Origin of the sequence: uncultured Bacteroides sp. (assembly GCF_958445495.1) — a bacterium.
Lineage (GTDB): Bacteria > Bacteroidota > Bacteroidia > Bacteroidales > Bacteroidaceae > Bacteroides.
This window is the reverse complement of sequence record NZ_CAUCSQ010000035.1, coordinates 1-22,512: the sequence shown is the minus strand read 5'-3', so window position 1 is coordinate 22,512 and position 22,512 is coordinate 1. Positions and strand designations below refer to the sequence as shown.

The window sequence follows — 22,512 nt, the reverse complement described above, 5'->3', positions numbered from 1 at the left end:
CAGAAAACTGTTTTGCACAAGCCGTTTCAGAAATAGAAATTGAAAGTCGAGCCTCTTAAAGGTCGGAACCTTAAAAGGAAAAATCCCCCTATCCCCGCTTCACATTGTGATGAACGAGGGCTGTCCCGTTTTTCTATCCGACAATAGTTATCGTACCCGCCTTTACGGTCTTCTCCTTCATGGGAACCGCAGAATCTGCATATCCCAATGCCACGCAACCATATACCTTATGATTTTCCGGAACCCCCAAAGAAGTGATAAACTCACGCACTTCGGAATCGTCGCATGTCGTTCCGAGCTGATTAATCCAGCAAGAACCGATTCCCAGGGAACGAGCGGCAAGAAACATATTCTCAATAGCGCAGGCACAATCCATTCCCGCCCACCATTGGGTAGGTTCATTGGAAACAATCACCAGAGTGGGAGCATGATAATAACAGCAATAAGTGTTGCTCCGGCCGCGTTCCTGCAAATGGGAATCGTCACTCTTGGCAAAAGCCCTTTTGATACGCTCATTCAATTCGACCAGCTTACCAGCATCCCGGACGGCAGTAAAATGCCACGTTTCCAGATGCATTCCACTCGGCGCATAAGCAGCCGCCTCCAGAATAGCCTGCAAATCTTCTTTACCGACCTGCTGACCGGTATAAGCCCGTACACTCCGACGCGCTTTGATGTTTTCTAAAACTTCATTCGTTTTCATACTGCACATATAATCAATTTTACCGTTTTACCAACCCAATCTTCGCATTCAGTTTAAAATAATACGTCCCGTTTTCCTTCTCCAGAAAACCATATTTATCTTTCTCCAAGGAACCTTTTTCCAAACGGGTATTCAAGAATAAGAAATCCTCCATCACCTGCTTCTCCGATTTATGATAACAGAGCACATCTCCGTTTCCGTCTACCAGCAGAATGCCCTCTACCGCCGAATCCTGTCCATTGTAAATCTTGGCAGGACGCATCCCCAATGCCAACGCCATAAGAAACTGTTTCACTTTAAACTCGTAAAACCGGTGTTTGTTTATCAGTTCGTCCTTTATTTTTAAAGGATTCATCCGTTTGATTACCTCCGTCAGTTCGCTAATGCGCGAAATCCCGTCCAAATGCATGATACGGACCATTTCCGTCAATACACGCGGAAAATGCAGGTCTATCATCAGAAGATTGCTACGGAATACCCGATCAGCCACATCCGAATATTTTAACACTCCTCCCAAGCGTTCAATCATCATCATCCGTTCCGATACTTCATTGGGAGATTCGGGCAACGCATTAATCTTATTCACCGTAGGAACGGCAAACTTGACTCCACTTTGCTCCAGTTTCAGATTCGCCGCACGTCCCCCGTCCAACAACGGATTCATGGCACTCAACCGCGAACGCACATTAAAACCTCTTAACGGAGCTTCCGGATGCCAGAAAGCAACAGAAAAATCCGTACGGTCTTCGGTTTTGGCCTCCAAATCGAAAATGCCCACTTCATCCAGAAATTCCTCCACTCCATCCGGAGAAGCCACCTCATTACCGGAGGAAGACTTCACCGCCTGTAAAATCAAATCCGCCACAACCCCGAAATCGTTCCGGGACACAGACGCGGTTCCTTTTTCTCCTTCTATGCGAATCTTCTCTCCCTCAATATAATAACAGCGTGTTCCGTCATGTTCTTCACGCCGAATCATTGCGACAGTCCAATAATTCTCACTCTTTTTCGCTTCCGCCGTACCCAATACAACTTTACCGTCTGCCAGCAGACGGAAAAACGTATAGAGTTCACACCATTCTTTTTTTGTTGCTTCAAATGCCATATTATAATCTTATTTTTTTTCTATATACCCGGAGGTCTTCCTCCTTCTCCTATTGATTTTCACCGGCGGTTTCTATCGGCTGATGACCTGCGGCAACACGGCCGGAGACACGACAGGAGGCACGATACAGGTTACGTTTTCCAACGGAGGCAGTTCGCCTGCCTGCGCACAAAGAGGATTGCGTATCCATCTCTTAGGAGTAACAATGATGTATCTTCCCGTCCAGCACCCGTCGAAATAAGAGGGATTGCCCGCCTGTTTCTTAATCGGATAACAGATATTCTCGCCCTTGCTCCGCATCTCCGGCGAACGGCCGGGGTCATTCACCCATACATACTTGTCATCAATGCCGCGCAACACTATCCAGTGCCCCCTCGGTCCGGGGCGAAGTCCGTGAGTCGCTCCCGTGTACCTGACGTTCACCATGACAGGAACACCGCGATTGACGTACTCTTTCAATATCTCATAATTTTTCTGTTGGAAATGTTCAGCACCCGCCATATTCTCATAATAACGCGCCAACGAGTCTATCTCGAAAGCATAGTAACTTCCTTGTCCCACCGACGTACGGCGACGGAAAGGAGCGCGTTTATTCAGAAAATAATTCCGCTGATATTCTACCAATTTCTTTTCGGCCTCCTGAGGCGACCGCTGGACCTCCGACGTCATGCCCTTGTAATAATCGAATATCATCAATGAAGATGCCAGCGAACAATGCGTATAAGGACAGCCCGTAATTTTCTGCGAATACCAAGGCACGGGAATATCATTGGGAGCAAATCCACCCCTTCCCTGCGCCCGGATTTCCGTACCTGCCGACAGCAGAAGGCACAAGAATACGCCTAACACTATGTTACATCTGTCTCTCATCCTAATTTGTCCCAAACGGCTCACATTTAAATAAGCTTTTATCCTATCTGCAAATTCACCCGGCCGGCCAATCCGGATTTACCAGTCCCGTATTCCGCTCCAACCTTTTACAGTACCAATCTTTCCGGTATTAACTATTCCGATATGAATCATTCCGATATGAATCTCTTCGGTAGCGGCTTTTCCGGTATCAGCCTTTCCAGCGTCCACTTCTCCAAGATGAATTTCTCCAGAATGAGTTTCTACAGGATGAGCTTCTCCAGTCTCCAAAATTAGCTTCTCCAAGATGAATCTTTCCGGTCTCCGCCTCCAACCCGTTTCAAATTCAATCTGTTTCAGTTTTAATCCGTTTCAGTTTCATTCTGTTTCAACCCGTTCCTGTTCCATCATCCGGAATCCGGGCAGTCTCCACCTTCTCCAGCCGCATACGCAATCTCGGCATCATAGAAGAACGGATACGCAACGTCATGCTGCAATCCATATCGTATGACTGGCTCAGAATCTCCGGCCCCTCTTCCTTGACAATACGCATCACATCATTCATAAAAGGATATTCAAACATCACCGTCACTTCCTCATCCACGGTTTTCTCTATGATTTCAGCAGCAGCTATCGCTTCGGCAGCGGCGGCTTTATAAGCGACAATCAGTCCGCTTGTCCCCAGCTTGATTCCCCCGAAATAACGGACTACGATAATCAGGATGTCCGTCAGTTCATTCGAGTTAATCTGCCCCAAAATGGGTTTTCCGGCAGTACCGGAAGGTTCCCCGTTATCATTGGCACGAAAATCCTTGCGGGCGGCTCCCAGCATGTAGGCATAGCATACGTGGCGTGCGTCATAATATTTCTTCTGATACGTTTCAAGATATGCTTTTATCTCGTCGAGAGTACGCACGGGCAAGGCGACGGCAATAAATTTGCTGCGCTTTTCCGTATAAATACCTTCGGAAAGTCCGGCAATGGTTCTGTAAGTATCTTTAGCAGTCATGCCGCAAAGATACGGCTTTACCCGGAAAATTCAACCTGTCATTTGAAAATATTAAATGATTGGATAATTACGAATGTGCGGACAAACGGCATCAACGAATTCGTTTTCCTGTAAAGGACCGTAGGTTTTACTTGAAAAGGACGGGACGTTTTATTTCAAAGAACCGTAGGTTTTACTTGAAAAGGACGGGACGTTTTATTTCAAAGAGCCGTAGGTTTTACTTGAAAAGGATGGGACATTTTATTTCAAAGGACTGTAGGTTTTACTTGAAAGGACAAGACGTTTTATTTGAAAGGACCGCATGTTTTACTTGAAAGGACAGGACGTTTTACCAGAATCGAGCGGTCAATCCGCTGCAATCAACCGTATGACCGCAACCAATCGACCGCTCGATTTCATAAAAGAGATAAATCTTAATCCAACTTGTGAATCACCAGTCCCGAACGAAGTTTCGGTTCGAACCAGGTGGTTTTCGGCGGCATGATATTGCCGGTGTCGGCAATGTCCATCAGCTGCTTCATGGATACGGGATAAAGTGCTAAAGCCACTTTCATTTCACCGCTGTCCACCCGTTTTTTAAGTTCTCCCAACCCGCGGATACCGCCGACAAAGTCGATACGCTTGTCGGAACGCAAATCCTTAATCCCCAAGATTTCATCCAGTATCAGATTGGAAGATATGGTAACGTCGAGCACTCCAATCGGGTCATTGTCATTGTACGTACCGGCTTTGGCCGTCAGGCTATACCATTTACCGGCAAGATAAAGAGAAAAATTGTGCAGGCAGGCAGGTTTGTAAATATCCGCACCCTTCTCTTCCACAATGAAATTCTTATCCAAAGCGGAAAGGAACTGTTCGGGAGTCAATCCGTTAAGGTCTTTCACCACACGGTTATAATCAATGATAGTCAATTGGTTGGCAGGGAAACATACCGCCATGAAATAATTATATTCTTCATCACCGCGATGGGCCGGATTCTGCTTTGCCTTCTCGGCTCCCACCAATGCGGCGGCGGCAGAACGGTGATGCCCGTCGGCAATATACAAAGCGGGCATTCCGGCAAATTCGGCGGTAATGGCGGCAATGTCTTCATCCCGGTCCACTACCCAGAAAGTATGCCCGAAACCGTCTCCCGGAGCGATAAAGTCATACACCGGCTTCTCTGCCGCATATTTCCGGACGATGGCATCCAGCTTTTCATTGTCGGGATAAGCGAAGAACACCGGCTCAATGTTCGCATTGTTCACACGGACATGCTTCATGCGGTCTTCTTCTTTGTCACGACGGGTCAGTTCGTGTTTTTTAATAACGCCATTCATATAATCAGGAACATAAGCGCCTACTACCAGCCCGTATTGCGTCTTCCCGTTCATCGTCTGGGCATAAATATAATAATTCTCCTTACTGTCCTGCACCAGCCAGCCCTTTTCCTGGAACAGCCGGAAATTCTCCGCCGCCTTCGCATACACACGTTCGTCATGCTCGTCCGTACCGGCAGGAAAATCAATCTCCGGTTTGATGATATGATAAAGAGATTTCTCGTTACCTTCCGCTTCTGCGCGGGCTTCTTCGGAATTCAGCACATCATAAGGACGTGAGGCGACCTGTTCAACCAGCTCCTGAGGAGGGCGAATGCCTTTGAAAGGTTTGATTATTGCCATGATATTAGAATTTTATTATAAAAACTTAAAAGGCCGTATCGAAAAAACCGCTATCATCATGCCCTCTCATGCAGAACAATCTGCCATACGCAGAGCCATCTGTCATGTAAAGTAACCTGTCATTACGGAACACGGTGGAAAACCTGTTCTCGCTTCAAGCAGGAAGAAAAGGCTCTCCACTGCGTTCGGAATGACAAAATGATAGACCGTCCTTTATCTGATACAGCCTTCAAATATACTATTTATTTCTAAAAAAGTCGTTTTCCGACGGATTGTTTTTATCCCGGATATTTACGATACTTACTTGTTTACTCTGAATTTCTCACAGCCGTCTTTCAGGAAACCGACAATCTGCCTGGCAGCGGCGATACCTGCATTGATATTCGCTTCGGCAGTCTGCGCGCCCATCTTCTTCGGGGTCGAGAAATAACGTCCGGCAAACTTCTCCGCAAATTCGGCATTGGCTGCAGGCATGATGTCCGTGATGTATTTGAAATCCGCACGTTCTTCCATCAGCTTGATGAGCTCCGCCTCATTGATAACTTCCTTACGGGCGGTATTCACCAGCATGGCTCCTTTCGGCATGTCTTTCAACAGAGCGTAATCGATGGAATTTTTTGTCTCGGCAGTTGCCGGAATATGCAAGGAGACAACCTGGCAGGTCTTGTAAAGTTCTTCGGCGGAATCAAGAGCTTTCACCCCGTCTTTCTCAATCACCTCTTTCGGGCAGAACGCATCGTACGCATATACTTCCATTCCGAAACCTTTGGCAATACGGGCTACGTTACGGCCTACATTCCCATAAGCATGGATACCCAGTTTCTTCCCCATCAGCTCCGTACCGGAAGTTCCGTTGTAGAAATTACGGACAGCATAGACCATCATCCCCAAAGCCAGCTCGGCAACGGCATTCGAATTCTGTCCCGGAGTGTTCATGACGCAAACATTATGGGCGGTAGCGGCGGCTAAATCAACATTGTCATATCCTGCACCGGCACGGACCACAATCTTCAATTCTTTCGCAGCATCAAGCACCTCAGCATCCACAATATCGCTACGGATAATAATGGCATCGGCATCTTTTACCGCATCCAGCAATTGAGCTTTATCTGTGTATTTTTCAAGTAAAGCAAGCTCGTATCCAGCCGCTTCAATTTCTTTACGGATACCGTCTACAGCAACTTTGGCAAACGGTTTTTCAGTAGCTACAAGTACTTTCATAGTTTATCTTATATCGTTAAAAAGTTTCACCACAGATTACGTGGATTTCACAGATAAAAACATATCAGAACCTGTGAAATCCAAGTAAGCCTGTGGTGAATAATATTATGAATGAAGTTTTTCAAATTCCTGCATGCAGTCAATCAAGGCTTGTACGCTTTCTTTCGGAAGCGCATTGTAGCAAGAAGCGCGGAAACCACCTACGGAACGGTGTCCCTTGATACCTACCATACCTTTTTCCGTAGCGAATTTCAGGAAGTCCGCTTCAAGTTCCTTGTATTCGGGAGCCATCACGAAACAGATATTCATGCGTGAGCGGTCTTCTTTTGCAGCAGTGCCTACAAACAGCTTGTTGCGGTCGATTTCGGAATAAAGCATGTCGGCTTTCTCAATAGCGCGGCGTTCCATTTCTTTCACACCGCCCTGCGCCTTAATCCAACGCAAAGTCAACAATGCGGAATAGATAGGTACTACCGGAGGAGTATTGAACATGGAACCGCCGTCAACATGAGTCTGGTAGTTCAACATGGTCGGGATGTGACGGGAAACTTTGCCCAACGCATCGTTCTTTACAATCACGAACGTAACGCCCGCCGGAGCCAGATTCTTCTGCGCGCCGCCGTAGATACAGATATATTTGGAAACGTCAATCGGACGCGAGAAAATATCGGAAGACATGTCGGCGACCATCGGAACCGGAGAATCCGGATCTTCTTTCAATTCGGTACCGAAAATGGTATTATTTGTCGTAATGTGGAAATAGTCCGCATCGGCCGGAACCGTATAGCCTTTCGGGATAAAAGAGAAATTCGCATCGGCGGAAGAGGCAACCTCCACCACTTCACCAAAAGCTTTTGCTTCTTTCATGGCCTTCTTCGCCCATGTACCGGTATTCAGATAAGCTGCCTTCTTTTCGAGGAAGTTATAGGGAACCATGCAGAACTCCATGCTGGCACCGCCACCCAGGAACAGGACCGAATAACCTTCGGGGATATTGAGTAATTCCTTGAACAGAGCCACTGCTTCATCAACCACAGGTTGGAAGTCTTTGGCACGGTGGCTGATTTCCATCAAAGACAGACCGGAGCCGTTGAAATCTAAAATAGCCTTCGCTGTATCCTCTATCACCTCACGCGGAAGAATGGAAGGTCCTGCATTGAAATTATGCTTTTTCATTTGAAGTTTGTTTTTGGTTTAACAATTTCGTTACTTTTGTCTTTAGACTTTGCGAATTTACGAATTTATTTCCGCTACACAAATCTTTCCTTATAAAATTACTGCTTTATAGCAGATTTTCCTTACTTTTTATTGGTTTATACAGGATATATACACCATATTGTTATCTATACATATCAAGCGCGGGACAAAAGATGAAAATAGGCATTTAACAGGAGCAATATATTACGGAATGAAAGAAAAAGAACATAAAAAATGAATATTTATAAATAAAGAGGGATTATTTCGCCTCTTCAACCAGCGTTTTCATCCCTTTAATCTTCTCCCCCTGAATCAGATTCAGCAATTGCCTGACTTTGGCACGGCGGACAGCGACAAAGGCATAATGCTCTTTCACATCAATCGCTCCTACGTCTTCACGGGATACATTTCCCTTTTTATATAAGAATCCGGCAATATCCGCCCGGCTCAGCTTCTCTTTCTTCCCTCTACCTATATATAGGGTAGCCCATACGGATTTGGGAGGCCGGGAAGGATTTTCCGGCAATACGAACGTTTCCACCTCTTCCGGAATATAAGAAGGGAGCTCTTCTGCGGAATGGAGAATCAGGTATGATGTTCCGGTCGCGTCCCAACGGGCGGTACGCCCGTTACGATGTGTAAAAGCTTCTTCATTCACCGGAAGATGATAATGGATGATATGTTCAATTTCCGGGATATCCAGCCCACGGGCGGCAAGGTCTGTGGAAACCAGCACATGGCAACTGCCGTTACGGAATTTATACAAAGCCCGTTCGCGGTCCGGCTGCTCCATCCCGCCATGAAAACGTTCTGCAAACAGCTTCTTTTCCGCCAAGAGTTTATGCACCCGGTCTACAGCGTCCCTGTGATTGCAAAATACGATGCTCGAACTGCTTCCCAATGTGCACAACAGATTGTATAAAGTATCAATCTTATCTTTCGAAGGGGAAAGCACTTTCATCAGTGTCAAGCGGGATTCCTGTCCTTTAGAAGCGTCCGGCAGGAAGTTCAGCCTGACTGTCCGGTCCAGTCCTGTAAATCGGGGAATCTCTTCCGCATCGGTGGCAGAAAGCAGCATGCGTTTCCTCAATCCCGGAAGTTGCGTGATAATCTCCGCCATTTCATCATGGAAACCAAATTCCAACGATTTGTCAAACTCATCAATAATCAGCGTATGAATCGTTTCCGGATTGAAATTTCCTTTGGACAAATGGTCGTTGATGCGCCCCGGCGTACCTATAAGGACGGCAGGACGATTGCCGAGCAGGCTCTTTTTCTCTTCTGCGACGGGGTGTCCTCCATAACAGCAACAGGCTTTCCACGCCGTACCTGTCGCTTTGAATACGTGGTCTATCTGTAATGCCAATTCGCGCGAAGGGACCAGAATCAATGCCTGCACGCCGTCCGTGTCCGGCTTCAAAGCGAGCAATAAAGACAACAGATATGCCAACGTTTTACCCGAACCGGTCGGTGACAATAATATAACATCTTCTTTACCCGCAGCTTGCTCCAACGATGCTTTCTGCATCGGATTCAGTTCTTCGATTTTCAGATTGCGAAGAGCCGACCGAATAATCTCATTTTTCTCTAACATGCGGCAAAGATACGAAAAGGATAAGAGTATAACGGTAAAATGACGGTCAAATTTTAGCCATTCCTGTCAGTATGTAATAGCCTTTCAAATTATTTTCTTTCATATAAATCGTAACTTCTACCCGACAAGCTTTCATCAAGTCATATCCGGTTAAACCTGCATCCATAGCTTTAATAAACGAATACTCTGTATCGTTGTGAATAAAAGATATACGATGATATTCCATAACAAATTGTATTTAATTGACTATTATGTAGTCAAAAGTACAAAATTTATAGATAAGTATAAGCAAAAATGGAGTACTATCTTCAAAATAGATATGAAAAACATTCGATTTGTCCCGAAAAGACACTAAAAAAGGGAAGCTATACCGTATATGCTAAAAAAGGAATCACGTCAAAAGCAGAAACCGGATTTATCATTTTTCTTGTCATTCCAAGGGGGTGTGCCAAAATTCAATTTTAGAGGAAATGAACTTTTCATCTGAAAACTGGCACTCTGCATCTGGAACTCCATAGTCTTTATCAGCAATAAAAAAAGGGAGTGTGCCAAAATTCAATTTTAGAAGAAATGAACTTTTCATTTGAAAACTGGCATTCTTTATCTGAAACTCCATACTCTTTATCGGCAATAAAAAAGGAAGTGTACCAAAATTCAATTTTAGAAGAAATGAACTTTTCATCTGAAAACTGGCACTCTTCATCTGAAACTCCATACTCTTTATCGGCAATAAAAAAAGGAGGTGTAAAATTCAATTTTAGAGGAAATGAACTTTTCATCTGAAAACTGGTACTCTTTATCTGGAACTCGACACTCTTTATCGGCAATAAAAAAAGGGGGCGTAAAATTCAATTTTAGAGGAAATGAACTTCTCATCTGAAACCTGGCACTCTGCATCTGGAACTCCACACTCTTTATCGGCAATAAAAAAAGGGAGTGTACCAAAATTCAATTTTAGAGGAAATGAACTTTTCATCTGAAAACTGGTACTCTTCATCTGAAACTCCATACTCTTTATCGGCAATAAAAAAGGAAGTGTACCAAAATTCAATTTTAGAAGAAATGAACTTTTCATCTGAAACCTGGCACTCTGCATCTGAAATTCCACACTCTTTATCGGTAATAAAAAAGGGGAAGGGCAAAATTCAATTTTAGAGGAAATAAACTTCTCATTTGAAACCTGGCACTCTGCATCTGAAACTCCACACTCTTTATCTGGAACTTGACACTCTTTATTTGAAACTCGACACTCTTCGTCTGAAACTCGGTACTCTTCGTCAGCAATAAAAAGGCCGTATCAACTCTATTTTTTTGAGCAATGATACGGCTATTTTTATGTTTATCAGTTAGAATCTGTGACTGTTCCGAGTATTCATCTTAATTTCGACACACTCCCTTGCCGGACGTTTTCCTCCATATCAACCGAAAAGGACGGATTCTTTCCAACGCTGTCCCGAATGAGGGAATAACATCGGTACGGCAGCAGGCTCTGTTTGGAGGATTTCCGGCGGAGAACCGACCATGTGTTTATACAAACTTACCCAAGAATACGCTTAGATATCGTAAACTTGGGTAAGATTCAACTGATTCTATTTAAAGAGGCTTAGAATCCAATCTATTATTAAGATTGTTAAGAGTTCAATCTCTTGTCAAAAGTCCAATCTATTGTTAAGAGTCCAATTTATTGTTAAGAATCCAATCTATTGTCGGAAATCCAGCCTCTTGTCATATACCTGGTTTATGCAAACTTTCCCGCCGTCTGCCAGCTGAAAAGTCTTTTTCGGATTTTTTATCCGCCGAAGTTGTCGAACATCAAGTTCTGGGCCGGAACGCCGAGGTTGTCAAGCATCTTCTCGACAGCCTTCGACATCGGGCCGGGACCGCACATGTAATATTCGATATCTTCGGGAGCTTCGTGATTTTTCAGGTATGTTTCGTAAATTACGTTATGCACGAAGCCCGGAGTATATTTTACACCTGCAGCATCGGCGGCAGGGTCCGGACGGTCGAGAGCCAGATGGAACGAGAAGTTCGGGAAGTCTTTTTCCAATTGCAGGAAGTCTTCCAGATAGAACACTTCGTTCAAGGCACGGGCTCCATAGAAATAAGACATCTTGCGGTCGGTGGTATGCAGCGTCTTTGTCATGTGCATGATTTGCGCACGCAACGGAGCCATACCGGCGCCACCGCCAATCCACATCATTTCTTTCTTGGAATCAAAAATCGGATGGAAGTCTCCGTAAGGACCGCTCATGATAACTTTGTCACCCGGTTTCAGAGTAAAGATATAGGACGAAGCGATACCCGGCATCACATCCATAAATCCGGGACCCTGTTCTTTCGGTTTGAACGGAGGGGTAGCGATACGTACAGTCAGCATGATACGGTCACCTTCCGCCGGATAGTTAGCCATAGAATATGCGCGAATCGTTTCTTCATCGTTTCTGCATTTCAGCCCCAACAGACCGAATTTCTCCCATGCAGGCAGATATTCCCCGCCAATCAGTTCCTTGTCAATGTCTTTGTCATAATCCATCGAGAACTTAGGAATCTTGATTTGCGCATAAGAACCGGGGACGAAATCCATGTGTTCGCCTTTAGGCAGAGCCACGATAAATTCCTTGATAAACGTAGCGACGTTTTTGTTGGAGATAACCTCGCACTCCCATTCTTTCACGCCGAGTACAGACTCGTCAATCTTGATGCCCATGTCTCCTTTCACTTTCACCTGACAGCCCAGACGCCAGTGGTCTTGCTGCTGTTTACGGCTGAAATGGGGAACTTCGGAAGGCAGAATTTCACCGCCGCCTTCGAGTACCTGGCATTTGCACTGTCCGCAGGAACCCTTACCGCCACATGCGGATGACAGGAATATCCCGTTTACAGACAGCGTATTGAGCAAAGTAGAACCGGAAGCCACTTCCAATTCTTTTTCACCGTTGATTGTCAGTTTCACATTTCCTGACGGTACCAGGAATTTCTTGGCAACCAACAGGATTACAACAAGCAACAGAATAACCACAAGGAATACTCCAATGCTCGCTAATATTAAATTCATATCCATTGTCTTATTCCTTTCTTTTTAGATGTTCAAACCAGAGAAACACATAAACGCGATTGCCATCAAGCCTACAGTGATAAACGTGATGCCCAGGCCTTTCAGCGGTGCGGGCACATCGGAGTAAGCCATCTTTTCACGGATGGCGGCCAGACCGACAATAGCCAGGAACCAGCCGATACCGGAACCCAGCGCATAAGAAACGGCATCCCAGATATCACCGATATATTTCGGGTCGCTCGGACCGAGGTTGATACGCTGCTGCATAAACAGGGAAGCTCCCATGATAGCGCAGTTAACGGCAATCAACGGCAGGAAGATACCCAATGAAGCGTACAGGGACGGGCTGAAACGTTCCACCACCATTTCCACCAACTGCACGATACCGGCAATAACGGCAATGAAAAGAATAAAGCTCAAGAAACTAAGGTCAACTCCTTCAACGATAGCATTGGCAGCCAACACTTTAGTTTGCAACAGGTAATTGACGGGGAGCGTAACCACCAGCACGAAAGTCACGGCGATACCCAGTCCTACGGCAGTCTTCACATTCTTCGAAACAGCCAGGTATGAACACATACCCAGGAAGAACGCGAATATCATGTTGTCCACAAAGATAGAGCGGACGAATAAACTGAAAAAATGTTCCATATCCTTTAATTAAGAATTAAAAATGAAGAATCCGGCATGATTATATTGCGGAACAAATAACGGACAGTCCGGACAACAACGGAAACAGACTTCCGGTACAACCCGCTTTTGTTCATTCCTCTTCATTTCCATCATTTATATTAATTACTTTGTTCTTGCAACTCTTTGTGGCGTGCACGCTGATACCAGATAATACAAGCGACGATAATCAATGCCATCGGCGGCATCAACATCAAACCGTTGTTGATATATCCGATATTCTGAATAGGCTCGTAATTCAAGATATTGAAGCCAAGTAATGTGCCTGAGCCAAACAATTCGCGGAAGAAAGCCACGATTACCAGAATCTTGGCATATCCCAGACCGTTGCCCAGACCGTCAAGGAATGATTCCCAAGGAGCGTTCTGCATGGCAAATGCTTCAAGGCGTCCCATCAGGATACAGTTCGTAATAATCAGACCTACATAAACGGAAAGCTGAACACTTACATCATAAGCGAACGCTTTCAATATTTCACTTACAATAGTTACCAAAGCGGCTACCACAACCAACTGGACGATGATACGGATACGGTTGGGAATGGTTTTGCGGAGCAATGAGATGACGACATTCGCAAAAGCCGTAATGACCGTAACCGAAAGCCCCATCACAATAGCAGGCTCCAGCTTTGCGGTGACGGCAAGTGCCGAACAGATACCGAGCACCTGTACGGTTACCGGGTTATCTATCCCCAACGGAGCAGAGAATACTTCTTTATTTCTCTTTGAAAACAATTGTCCCATATTCTTTTTTTCTCCTCCTTAATTATTTAGTTAAAAAACTTATGTAACTTTTCAGGCATTCTTTCAGCATGGTATCCACACCGACAGAAGTAATCGTACCACCGGAAATCCCGTCTACCTGGTAGTCCTGTTTTTCCACTTTACCGTGTTTGACGACTCCCAAGGCTACAGAACCGTTTTCCAGTGTCTTTTTACCCACAAATTCGTGTTGGAATGCGTCCGTCGCAATTTCAGCACCCAGACCCGGAGTTTCGCTTGCATGCGAGAAATAAGTACCGTAAACGGTATCTTTGTCCTCATTCAGAGCGATGTATCCCCAGATAGCTCCCCAAAGGCCGGCGCCGTAAACCGGAACCACATATTTGGTCTGGCCGTCCACTTCACATACAAAAACATGCAGGCGGTGCTGCTCTTTCGCTTCTTTCTCATAGTTGGTAGCGAAATCGCCTGTATTTTCAGACAGCGTGCCATCCGCGTTCATCAGCATATCGCTTTTTACATATTTCTTATACTCCGCATCCGCATCTTCCACGTTCTTGATGTTCAGTGCGGCAAGAATCTGCTTCTTTGTGTCCAACTGCACATTCTTATTCTGCGTCTCTTTCAGCGAAGAACTAACGAATGCCAGCAGAAATGCTACGATAACAACCATTACCGAAGCATAAATGATAGTATAACTATTACTATTCGTATTCATTTTTCATTCGGTATTTATTGGTTAGACTTGACAGCGCGTTTTTCGCGACGGCTGATGTTGCCCTGCACTACACAGTAGTCAATCAGCGGTGCGAAGATGTTCATTAACAGGATAGCGAGCATCATACCTTCGGGATAACCGGGATTCAGCACACGGATAACGATAGCCATCACACCGATAAGGAATCCGAAAATATATTTGCCTTTTTCCGTACGTGCGGAAGTGACAGGGTCGGTAGCCATAAATACGGCGCCGAAACAGAAACCTCCCAGAACAAGATGCTCGTACCAGGGCATCTGTGCCATTGTATTATTTTCCATACCGATGGAGTTGAACACCCATGCCATGAATGCACCGCCGACAAATACGGAAACCATCGTTTTCCAGCTTGCGACACCGGTCCACAAAAGGATAACGGCACCTATCAGGATAGCAATCACGCTTGTTTCACCGATAGAACCCGGAATGAGCCCTGTCACCATATCCATGCTGAATGCAGGAACCGAGCCGGTTGTAGCGGCTTCTCCCAGCGGGGTGGCAACGGTCAGTCCGTCTACGCTCTGTCCCAGGCCGAAGATACTGTCTGACGATACCCAAACGGCGTCGCCGGACATCTTGGTGGGATAAGCGAAAAACAGAAACGCACGGGTAATCAACGCTACATTGAAAATATTCATACCCGTACCGCCGAACACCTCTTTCGCAAAGATTACGGAAAATGCAGTGGCTACGGCAAGAATCCATAACGGGCAGTCTACCGGAACAATCATCGGTATCAGGATACCCGACACGAGGAATCCTTCCTGTATCTCTTCCTTCTTCCATTGAGCTACCACGAACTCAATCCCCAGACCTACTACATAAGAAACGATTATTTTAGGCAATACTGCCAGAAATCCGTAGATGAACATTTCAAAAAAGCTGCCTGTAGCGCCCGTATGGGTGAAATGCTGGTAACCTACGTTGTACATACCGAACAACAACGCCGGCACTAACGCAATAACCACAATCGACATGATGCGTTTGCTATCGATTGCGTCATGTATGTGCGTTCCCGTTTTCGCAGTCTTGTTGGGCACAAACAGGAATGTTTCGAAGCCGTCGAACACCGACTGGAATGCGTGGAATTTGCCGCCCTCTTCAAAGTTTGGCTTTATCTTATCGAGATAATTTCTTAACGCTTTCATTAATATATTACTATTTTACGATTTACTTTTTACTTTTTGCCTGTGAATAGACGGGATTATGACATTTCGGCACGGAGCATATCAAGCCCGGCACGGACAATGCGTTGCAGTTCCATTTTCGAAGAACAGACAAATTCGCAGAGAGCGAAATCCTCCGGAGCCACTTCATAGATGCCAAGCGCTTCCATACGGTCGATGTCACCGGCGATAATAGCCTTTATCAGATATTCGGGCAGGATGTCCATCGGGAATACTTTGTCATATTCTCCCGACATAATCATGTGGCGCTCGCCACCCTTGATGCGGGCATCCAACGTATATTCCTTTTTCCCCATCAGCCAACTGAAATAGGAATGGTTGGCACTGAACTGGTTGAAACGCGGCATTATCCATCCCAGCATCTCGTGGATATCGTCTCCTTCAGGAATAACGGTCAGTTGGCTATGGAAAGCGCCCAGGAACCCATTCGGGGAAACTTTCTTTCCCGTCAGCACGTTGCCGCTGATATAGCGCAAATCTCTGCCTTTGGTTACGTTTCCGGCGAATACGTTGGTCAATAAAGCTCCTACCCGCAGTTTGCAATATGCAGGTTTCAACACTTCGGAACCTGTCACCGCCACCGTCCGGGTAAAATCCACACGGCCGGTATTGAACAGACGGCCGATGAAGATTACTGCCTGCGCATCGATTGTCCACACGGTTTCGCCTTTGGAAATAGGACTGATGTGATTGATTTGGACGCCTACGTTACCCGCCGGGTTGGGTCCGTCAAACGCCGTGACCGTAACGTTCTTTGCCTGTGTCAAGGCAGCGGCTTTCTGGTTCACGCTGATGCTCAGATACGTTTTCGCCATCTTGGCAAGAGCGTCAAGCCCGGTCTGGAAGTTCGCTTCCTCTCCTTTCAGGACAAACTCAAAGTCGGGAGCCAGCGGATTGGAATCGAATGCCGATACGAAGATGCCTTTCGGCGTTACCGTCGGATTGGCGATGATGTCGTAAGGACGTTGTCTGATAAATGCGAACAGACCGGCTTCCAGCAAAGCGGTCTTTACGGCATCAGCATCCATTGAGGCAACATTTTTCTTTCCAAACTCTTCGTAGTCCTGTTCTGCAGCAGCTTCCACTACGATGTTCAACACCTTGCGGCGAGCACCACGTTCCACACTCGTCACCACGCCACTCACGGGCGAAACAAATTTCACTTCAGGATGATACTTGTCGATGAACAAGGGTCCACCTGCCATCACATACTCCTGTTCCTTTACAACTACTTTCGGCATCACTCCAGGAAAATCGTCGGGTACGAGTGCGTAAAATCCCGGCTCTTTCACTGTCGCGTACGTTTCAGCAGCTTTACCTTTCAGGTTTATGTCAAGGCCTTTACGTAACTTTATTACATTTGCCATGCTATATAAAATAATGGTTTCATAAATTTGCCGCAAAAGTAATAAATAAGATTGGGATTCGGGAGGAAAAAAGAAAGGAATTACGGAAAAATATCCGTAATTCCTTTTGTGCTCGTACACATACCTCTTTCTTTTGCCTGAAAACACCGTTTTTAATCAAGATGCCACAGGCTTTCCGGCCTTCCGTAAAGAGGAAATCACTCTTCTCCTGCAAACATCGGGTCCCATGCAGGAAGCCGGACCGGTTTTTGTTTTAATATTTCAAGCGTCTTCGCAGTGGCGTATTTGGTATCTATCACAAGGCGGAACATATACTCGTCAAACCATTCGTCAGTCATGATAAGATATCCCCGGTACCCGGCTGAAGGCCCCCAGCTATTTTCGACCATCCATTTGGTCGGATTTCCGTTTTTATCGATATCTACGGCCATTAAAGTCATCGCATGGCTGGAACCGCTGGCAAAACTCCGGACACGCTGTTTTTTGTCCATGCCGAAAGTCGTGCCCATCAAAGATTCGTAATCATAGTTTTTAACGTCGAGCAGTCCTCGTCCGGAATCCAGGAACTTACCCACATCGCAAGAGAAGTACATCATGGTACTGTCTTTCAGGGAAGCGATAGCCATTTCTTTGATATCCTCCACGGGAAGGTTGACGTAAGTCCAGTTTTTACCGTCGTAACGGTGGCGGTCATAATCGATTTCATAACATTTGTAATATTCACGGCTGGGGTCATTCATCAGCATCACATAGTTGCCAATCAGGTTTTCATCGCCATATTTCTTCAAAAAGGAAAGCGGCGTATATGTCTCGGTAGACACCGGTTCGCCTTTGGCGTTGTATTGCGTCCAGGTAAATTCCATGGGAGGCACACCTAAATTCAAAACAAGCATGCGGTAGACGGTTGACAGCATTTCCGTTTTCTTTTTTTCCAGCACCGTCGATTTCGCCCCTTTGGCTGCCAGGTCACGAAGTTGAAGCCCTTGTTCACGAAGCTTCAAGGTTATCAGGCTTGCCATGCGGGAGGTGTTCTCGCTGCTGTTGGTCTCAGGCATGACGTCTTTGGGGACAAGCCCGTATTTACTTACAATATCGGCAACGCCGGTAAAAGTTCCGCCGTCACTCAAAGGGTTGCGGAAAAGCCATTCCACCATCTTGTCATCCATCGGCTTATCACTGGTATCGATGACTCCCTGCAGAAAAAGGTTGGCCTTTTCCAACTGGTCGAAAAAGAAAGGATAGGTCTGGGAGAATTCAAAAGCTCCCAGGTCATATTTGCCGATAGCTTTGGCACGCATGACGTTCAGCCCCGTGAAAAGCCAACAACGGCCGGAAGATTTCTGGTCGGTAATGCCTTTGGAATTCACTTTCACGGAGAAGTGGGTATCCATTCCTTTCAAATTATCCTGGTTCAAAGCCAGCTTGCGGATGTCATTGTTGCCGATGGCGTTGCGGATGGCCTTATCGGCGGGAGTGTTCCGGTAACTTTGTTTAATCTGTTGCAACATGGCTTCGCTGATGCCGCCGTTCGTATCTTGCGCCTGTGCATAACAGCAAAGGGCACAGCAAACAAAAACTGATAAAATTCGTCTATTCATCATTAGCAATTCGTTTAAATTATTTTGCGGTATGCCAACACGATGCGCCTATCCACGGCCGCCAGCCCGCATATCGGCATACAGGCAAATTGATTTTACATATATCCTTTGCAAAAATACGATTCTTTTTTAGATTTATTATCTATGAAGATGAAAACTAATTGAAATAAAAGCGTTTTCTTTGCACCCGGATTCCCAAGAAAAAATATGAAGAAATATATAATAGGTATATGGTTGGCATTTCTGCCGGTCAGCGTCACATTAGCCCAAACAGACAGCACAACAGTAAAGAATGATGAAGTGCAAGGTTCCACACCTCCGGCCCTTACCGGCGAGACCGTTTCGACGGACAGCGCCCCTCCCCTTTCCAAACGGGAACTGCGGCGCCGGCGTGTAGCCCAGAGAAACCTCCATTACAACATATTGGGAGGGCCCAGTTACACGCCGGATTTCGGCGTACTAGTGGGCGGGAGCGCGCTGCTGACATTCCGGATGAATCCCAGCGATACGACCCAACGGCGCTCGATAGTCCCGATGGCAATCGCCCTGATGTTTGAAGGCGGATTGAACCTGATGGCGAAACCGCAGCTCTTCTTCAAAGGTGACCGTTTCCGAATCTTCGGCACTTTTTCTTATAAGAATACAATAGAGAACTTTTACGGCATCGGATACAGTACCAATAAAGATTATGAACGCGGAGAAAATACGAGCGAATACCGTTACAGCGGCATTCAAGTGAATCCGTGGTTTTTGTTCCGATTGGGAAAAAGCAACTTCTTCGCGGGTCCGCAGATTGACTTGAATTACGATAAAATCACTAAACCGGCAGCCGGAATGGTGAACCAGCCCTCATACATCGCAGCAGGAGGGACGGAACACGGATACACGAATTTCAGTTCGGGACTCGGATTCTTATTGACATTCGATACACGTGACGTACCTGCAAACGCTTATCGGGGGACGTACTTGGACTTCCGCGGAATGATGTACAGCAAAGCTTTCGGAGGCGATGATAATTTCTACCGCCTGGAAATGGACTACCGGCAATATAAAACGGTCGGAAACCGGAAGGTCATCGCCTGGACGGTACAGACCAAAAACGTATTCGGCGATGTTCCTCTGACGAAATATGCGCTTAGCGGAACTCCTTTCGACCTTCGAGGGTATTACATGGGGCAATATCGCGACAAGTCTTCCCACGTAATGATGGCCGAATACCGGCAGATGATAAATACGGACAAAAGCACGTGGATAAAGAAAATGCTGAACCATATAGGTTATGTGGCGTGGGGAGGCTGCGGATTCATGGGACCTACTCCGGGAAAAATAGAAGGCGTGCTTCCCAACATCGGACTCGGTTTACGCATTGAAGTCCAGCCCCGTATGAATGTCCGTTTCGATTACGGCAGAAACATGGTAAACAAACAGAATTTGTTTTATTTCAATATGACGGAGGCTTTCTGACCAACCTCCGCACATGCGGACCAATGAATAGTCCGCATACATTTTAATCAACAATTTGCACACGATAAACAAGAAAGATTACAAAATAGATAATGAAAGACTGCTTATAAATAAAATTAATCCTTATATTTGCAAGGTATAACACAGCAAGAGCAAATAATATGATTATTTTATGAAGCAATATATATACCTTTTGTGGGGATTATTCTTTTTATTCACCTCTGCCGCGCGCGTGGCCGCACAAGAATTCAGCGACTACTCGCAGTTGAACGATGAAGATTACAGCAAAATAAATCTTCCCCCCTTGTCCGTTCTGTTCGAGAATGCCAAAAACAGCCCTATTTATGAAATGGCGGATGTGAAAGCGGCGATAGAGCGCAAATTACTGCAAAAAGAAAGATGGGCGTTTCTCGGCTTTTTCAGCCTGAGAGGAAGTTACCAATACGGCATGTTCGGCAATGAATCCACCTACACGGACGTAGCAATCCCTCCCTACCTGACTTATTCCACACAAGCGCAAAACGGTTATACGGTAGGGGCGGGCATAAGTATCCCCTTAAATGATTTATTTGACCTCAAAGGACGTGTCAACCGGCAGAAACTCACATTGAGAAGTGCGGAACTGGAACGGGAAATCAAATACGACGAGATTAAGAAAAACATTATCGAAATGTATGCAACGGTCACTTCACAGATAAAAATCCTTCAAATGAGAAGTGAAAGCCTGGTACTTGCCAACGTACAATATGAAATATCCGAAAAAAACTTTACCAACGGGACGATTGAATCCACAGAACTGGCAGTTGACAAAGAAAGGCAGTCTGCAGCCCGCGAAGCATACGAAAAAAGCAAATTCGAACTGGCAAAAAGCCTGATGATACTTGAAGTCATCTCACGCACACCAATCATACGAAAATAAAAGACCCGAATTTATGAACTTTATCATTTCCATCATACGGACCTTATTTCATCACCGTTGGACGATATTGGTGGGGACCTCCGTCTTTACATTATTGGTTTTCTATTTTACCAGACACATGCAAGGGGGATACGACGTGAAAGCGACTTTATATACGGGAGTCGCTTCGGGATATAACCTGGAGAGCGACAAACGTACCGACTGGGCTACCGTGCAGAATTCGATGGACAACCTGATAAGCATCATGCAGGCCGAAAGCACATTGAAAAGGGTGTTCTTGCGGCTGTTTTCACGTGTACTGATTCTGGGAAATCCGGAAACGGAAAATGAGGGAATTACTTCTTCCAGCTATAATTACACTTACAATCATTTGAAGAACAGCCCGAACGGCCCGGAAATACTGAAACTTATCGACAAGTCGAGCGAAGATAAAACAATGGCTAACCTGGAAGCGTATATGCGTCCGAAAAAGGGTAACTACATTTATGAGATGTTTTACTACAACCATCCTTTTTATAGTTACAACGCCTTGAAAAACATCAAAGTGCAGCGTCGCCTGACCAGCGATTTGCTGGATATCAGCTACACATCCGGCGACCCCGGCATTGCCTACAATACCGTGAGTATCCTTATGGAGGAATTTGTAGAGGAATATCGCCGCATCCGTTACGGGGAAACGGATAAGGTGATTAAATATTTCGAGGAAGAGTTGAAACGCATCGGCAAAAAGCTCAATTCCGAAGAAGAGGACCTGACGAAATACAATGTAGAGAAACGCATTATCAATTATCTGGACGAAACAAAAGAAATAGCCGCTATCAATAAAGAATACGAGCTGAGAGAACAAGACGCCCTCTTTGCATACAACAGTACTAAATCCATGCTTGAAGAACTGGAAAGACACATGGACAGCAATGCCAAACAAGTACTGAAAAACATTGAATTCGTAGACAAGTTGCGGGAGGCTTCCAGCATTACCGGGAAAATTTCGGAAATCGAAGCAATGAGCGATTCGAAAGATAAAGCCGATTTGTCCGTAGAAGGAGACAAAAGGCGGTTAAACGAACTTAAACAAGAGCTGAATGAATTGACGACTTCTTATGTGGGCCACAAATATACCAAAGAAGGGGCGTCACGGACCAGCATCATCGACCAATGGCTGGAACAGACATTGTTGTTTGAAAAGGCCAAAGCCGAGCTGCAAATCGTACAAAATGCCCGGCGTGAACTGAACAGCCGTTATGTATTTTTCGCTCCCGTAGGCACTACCATCAAACAAAAAGAACGCAGCATCAATTTTACCGAACGCAGTTACCTGACCGTATTACAAAGTTATAACGAGGCTTTATTAAGGAAAATTATCCAAACCCCAGCATTATCCTAAAAATATAGTTTTTTATTCTGTAAATCA

The 22,512-nt window shown here is 45.6% G+C and carries 20 protein-coding genes and 1 pseudogene; 3 read left to right on the top strand and 18 right to left on the bottom strand.

Annotated elements, in window-relative coordinates; translation table 11 throughout:
• Window positions 1–133 precede the first annotated feature (133 nt).
• From Q5076_RS12265 to Q5076_RS12180, 18 genes are all read right to left on the bottom strand, one after another.
• The gene (locus Q5076_RS12265) at window positions 134–703 is read right to left on the bottom strand and encodes a nitroreductase (RefSeq protein ID WP_303013712.1); all 570 of its coding nucleotides are present in this window, start codon (window positions 701–703) and stop codon (window positions 134–136) included.
• Window positions 704–722: 19 nt separating this feature from the next.
• Window positions 723–1,808 carry an HpaII family restriction endonuclease gene (locus Q5076_RS12260; protein WP_303013710.1) on the bottom strand — a complete coding sequence of 362 codons (1,086 nt, stop codon included), beginning with the start codon at window positions 1,806–1,808 and terminating at the stop codon, window positions 723–725.
• 72 nt (window positions 1,809–1,880) lie between these two features.
• Window positions 1,881–2,678, bottom strand: coding sequence for a C39 family peptidase (locus Q5076_RS12255; RefSeq protein WP_303013762.1), 798 nt, complete (start codon window positions 2,676–2,678; stop codon window positions 1,881–1,883).
• Window positions 2,679–2,756: 78 nt separating this feature from the next.
• Window positions 2,757–2,963 (bottom strand): hypothetical protein, encoded by a 207-nt coding sequence (locus Q5076_RS12250; RefSeq protein ID WP_303013707.1) that lies wholly within the window; start codon window positions 2,961–2,963, stop codon window positions 2,757–2,759.
• Between the two features lie 82 nt (window positions 2,964–3,045).
• Window positions 3,046–3,666: a YigZ family protein gene (locus tag Q5076_RS12245; protein WP_303013704.1), complete on the bottom strand. Its 621-nt coding sequence runs from the start codon at window positions 3,664–3,666 to the stop codon at window positions 3,046–3,048.
• 413 nt (window positions 3,667–4,079) lie between these two features.
• Window positions 4,080–5,327, bottom strand: a complete 1,248-nt coding sequence (locus tag Q5076_RS12240; RefSeq protein ID WP_303013702.1) for a DUF1015 domain-containing protein — start codon at window positions 5,325–5,327, stop codon at window positions 4,080–4,082.
• 300 nt (window positions 5,328–5,627) lie between these two features.
• Window positions 5,628–6,548 (bottom strand): NAD(P)-dependent oxidoreductase, encoded by a 921-nt coding sequence (locus tag Q5076_RS12235; protein ID WP_303013699.1) that lies wholly within the window; start codon window positions 6,546–6,548, stop codon window positions 5,628–5,630.
• A 105-nt stretch (window positions 6,549–6,653) separates the two neighbouring features.
• Window positions 6,654–7,724: a 3-phosphoserine/phosphohydroxythreonine transaminase gene (gene serC / locus Q5076_RS12230; RefSeq protein WP_303013696.1), complete on the bottom strand. Its 1,071-nt coding sequence runs from the start codon at window positions 7,722–7,724 to the stop codon at window positions 6,654–6,656.
• 280 nt (window positions 7,725–8,004) lie between these two features.
• Complete coding sequence (locus Q5076_RS12225) at window positions 8,005–9,339, bottom strand: DEAD/DEAH box helicase (protein ID WP_303013693.1); 1,335 nt, start codon at window positions 9,337–9,339, stop codon at window positions 8,005–8,007.
• A gap of 46 nt (window positions 9,340–9,385) precedes the next feature.
• Window positions 9,386–9,565: a hypothetical protein gene (locus Q5076_RS12220; protein WP_303013691.1), complete on the bottom strand. Its 180-nt coding sequence runs from the start codon at window positions 9,563–9,565 to the stop codon at window positions 9,386–9,388.
• A gap of 298 nt (window positions 9,566–9,863) precedes the next feature.
• Complete coding sequence (locus Q5076_RS12215) at window positions 9,864–10,118, bottom strand: hypothetical protein (RefSeq protein WP_303013690.1); 255 nt, start codon at window positions 10,116–10,118, stop codon at window positions 9,864–9,866.
• Window positions 10,119–11,128: 1,010 nt separating this feature from the next.
• Entirely contained in the window at window positions 11,129–12,403 is a 1,275-nt protein-coding gene (nqrF, locus tag Q5076_RS12210) for an NADH:ubiquinone reductase (Na(+)-transporting) subunit F (RefSeq protein WP_303013687.1), read from the bottom strand.
• A gap of 18 nt (window positions 12,404–12,421) precedes the next feature.
• Window positions 12,422–13,048, bottom strand: a complete 627-nt coding sequence (nqrE, locus tag Q5076_RS12205) for an NADH:ubiquinone reductase (Na(+)-transporting) subunit E (RefSeq protein ID WP_303013684.1) — start codon at window positions 13,046–13,048, stop codon at window positions 12,422–12,424.
• A 140-nt stretch (window positions 13,049–13,188) separates the two neighbouring features.
• A complete protein-coding gene (locus tag Q5076_RS12200; protein WP_303013682.1) occupies window positions 13,189–13,830 on the bottom strand; it encodes an NADH:ubiquinone reductase (Na(+)-transporting) subunit D in 642 nt (213 codons plus the stop codon).
• A 22-nt stretch (window positions 13,831–13,852) separates the two neighbouring features.
• Window positions 13,853–14,527, bottom strand: a complete 675-nt coding sequence (locus Q5076_RS12195; protein WP_303013680.1) for a Na(+)-translocating NADH-quinone reductase subunit C — start codon at window positions 14,525–14,527, stop codon at window positions 13,853–13,855.
• Window positions 14,528–14,541: 14 nt separating this feature from the next.
• Window positions 14,542–15,714, bottom strand: a complete 1,173-nt coding sequence (locus Q5076_RS12190; RefSeq protein ID WP_303013678.1) for an NADH:ubiquinone reductase (Na(+)-transporting) subunit B — start codon at window positions 15,712–15,714, stop codon at window positions 14,542–14,544.
• Window positions 15,715–15,770: 56 nt separating this feature from the next.
• A complete protein-coding gene (locus Q5076_RS12185; RefSeq protein ID WP_303013676.1) occupies window positions 15,771–17,120 on the bottom strand; it encodes a Na(+)-translocating NADH-quinone reductase subunit A in 1,350 nt (449 codons plus the stop codon).
• A 197-nt stretch (window positions 17,121–17,317) separates the two neighbouring features.
• Window positions 17,318–18,718, bottom strand: coding sequence for a C1 family peptidase (locus tag Q5076_RS12180; protein ID WP_303013760.1), 1,401 nt, complete (start codon window positions 18,716–18,718; stop codon window positions 17,318–17,320).
• A gap of 207 nt (window positions 18,719–18,925) precedes the next feature.
• On the opposite strand from Q5076_RS12180, the gene Q5076_RS12175 reads away from it, so the two are divergent.
• The 3 genes and pseudogenes from Q5076_RS12175 to Q5076_RS12165 all read left to right on the top strand — a co-directional run.
• Window positions 18,926–20,182: a BamA/TamA family outer membrane protein gene (locus tag Q5076_RS12175; protein ID WP_303013674.1), complete on the top strand. Its 1,257-nt coding sequence runs from the start codon at window positions 18,926–18,928 to the stop codon at window positions 20,180–20,182.
• Window positions 20,183–20,354: 172 nt separating this feature from the next.
• Complete coding sequence (locus Q5076_RS12170) at window positions 20,355–21,101, top strand: TolC family protein (protein WP_303013672.1); 747 nt, start codon at window positions 20,355–20,357, stop codon at window positions 21,099–21,101.
• 13 nt (window positions 21,102–21,114) lie between these two features.
• Window positions 21,115–22,458 (top strand): annotated as a pseudogene (locus Q5076_RS12165) (hypothetical protein); the annotation flags it as partial.
• Window positions 22,459–22,512 lie beyond the last annotated feature (54 nt).

Bases quoted from the DNA above. Each gene is read 5' to 3' on its own strand.
- Q5076_RS12265 (WP_303013712.1), bottom strand. From the start codon at position 703: ATGAAAACGAATGAAGTTTTAGAAAACATCAAAGCGCGTCGGAGTGTA.
- Q5076_RS12260 (WP_303013710.1), bottom strand. From the start codon at position 1,808: ATGGCATTTGAAGCAACAAAAAAAGAATGGTGTGAACTCTATACGTTT.
- Q5076_RS12255 (WP_303013762.1), bottom strand. From the start codon at position 2,678: ATGAGAGACAGATGTAACATAGTGTTAGGCGTATTCTTGTGCCTTCTG.
- Q5076_RS12245 (WP_303013704.1), bottom strand. From the start codon at position 3,666: ATGACTGCTAAAGATACTTACAGAACCATTGCCGGACTTTCCGAAGGT.
- Q5076_RS12240 (WP_303013702.1), bottom strand. From the start codon at position 5,327: ATGGCAATAATCAAACCTTTCAAAGGCATTCGCCCTCCTCAGGAGCTG.
- Q5076_RS12235 (WP_303013699.1), bottom strand. From the start codon at position 6,548: ATGAAAGTACTTGTAGCTACTGAAAAACCGTTTGCCAAAGTTGCTGTA.
- serC (WP_303013696.1), bottom strand. From the start codon at position 7,724: ATGAAAAAGCATAATTTCAATGCAGGACCTTCCATTCTTCCGCGTGAG.
- Q5076_RS12225 (WP_303013693.1), bottom strand. From the start codon at position 9,339: ATGTTAGAGAAAAATGAGATTATTCGGTCGGCTCTTCGCAATCTGAAA.
- Q5076_RS12220 (WP_303013691.1), bottom strand. From the start codon at position 9,565: ATGGAATATCATCGTATATCTTTTATTCACAACGATACAGAGTATTCG.
- Q5076_RS12215 (WP_303013690.1), bottom strand. From the start codon at position 10,118: ATGAAAAGTTCATTTCCTCTAAAATTGAATTTTACACCTCCTTTTTTT.
- nqrF (WP_303013687.1), bottom strand. From the start codon at position 12,403: ATGGATATGAATTTAATATTAGCGAGCATTGGAGTATTCCTTGTGGTT.
- nqrE (WP_303013684.1), bottom strand. From the start codon at position 13,048: ATGGAACATTTTTTCAGTTTATTCGTCCGCTCTATCTTTGTGGACAAC.
- Q5076_RS12200 (WP_303013682.1), bottom strand. From the start codon at position 13,830: ATGGGACAATTGTTTTCAAAGAGAAATAAAGAAGTATTCTCTGCTCCG.
- Q5076_RS12195 (WP_303013680.1), bottom strand. From the start codon at position 14,527: ATGAATACGAATAGTAATAGTTATACTATCATTTATGCTTCGGTAATG.
- Q5076_RS12190 (WP_303013678.1), bottom strand. From the start codon at position 15,714: ATGAAAGCGTTAAGAAATTATCTCGATAAGATAAAGCCAAACTTTGAA.
- Q5076_RS12185 (WP_303013676.1), bottom strand. From the start codon at position 17,120: ATGGCAAATGTAATAAAGTTACGTAAAGGCCTTGACATAAACCTGAAA.
- Q5076_RS12180 (WP_303013760.1), bottom strand. From the start codon at position 18,718: ATGAATAGACGAATTTTATCAGTTTTTGTTTGCTGTGCCCTTTGCTGT.
- Q5076_RS12175 (WP_303013674.1), top strand. From the start codon at position 18,926: ATGAAGAAATATATAATAGGTATATGGTTGGCATTTCTGCCGGTCAGC.
- Q5076_RS12170 (WP_303013672.1), top strand. From the start codon at position 20,355: ATGAAGCAATATATATACCTTTTGTGGGGATTATTCTTTTTATTCACC.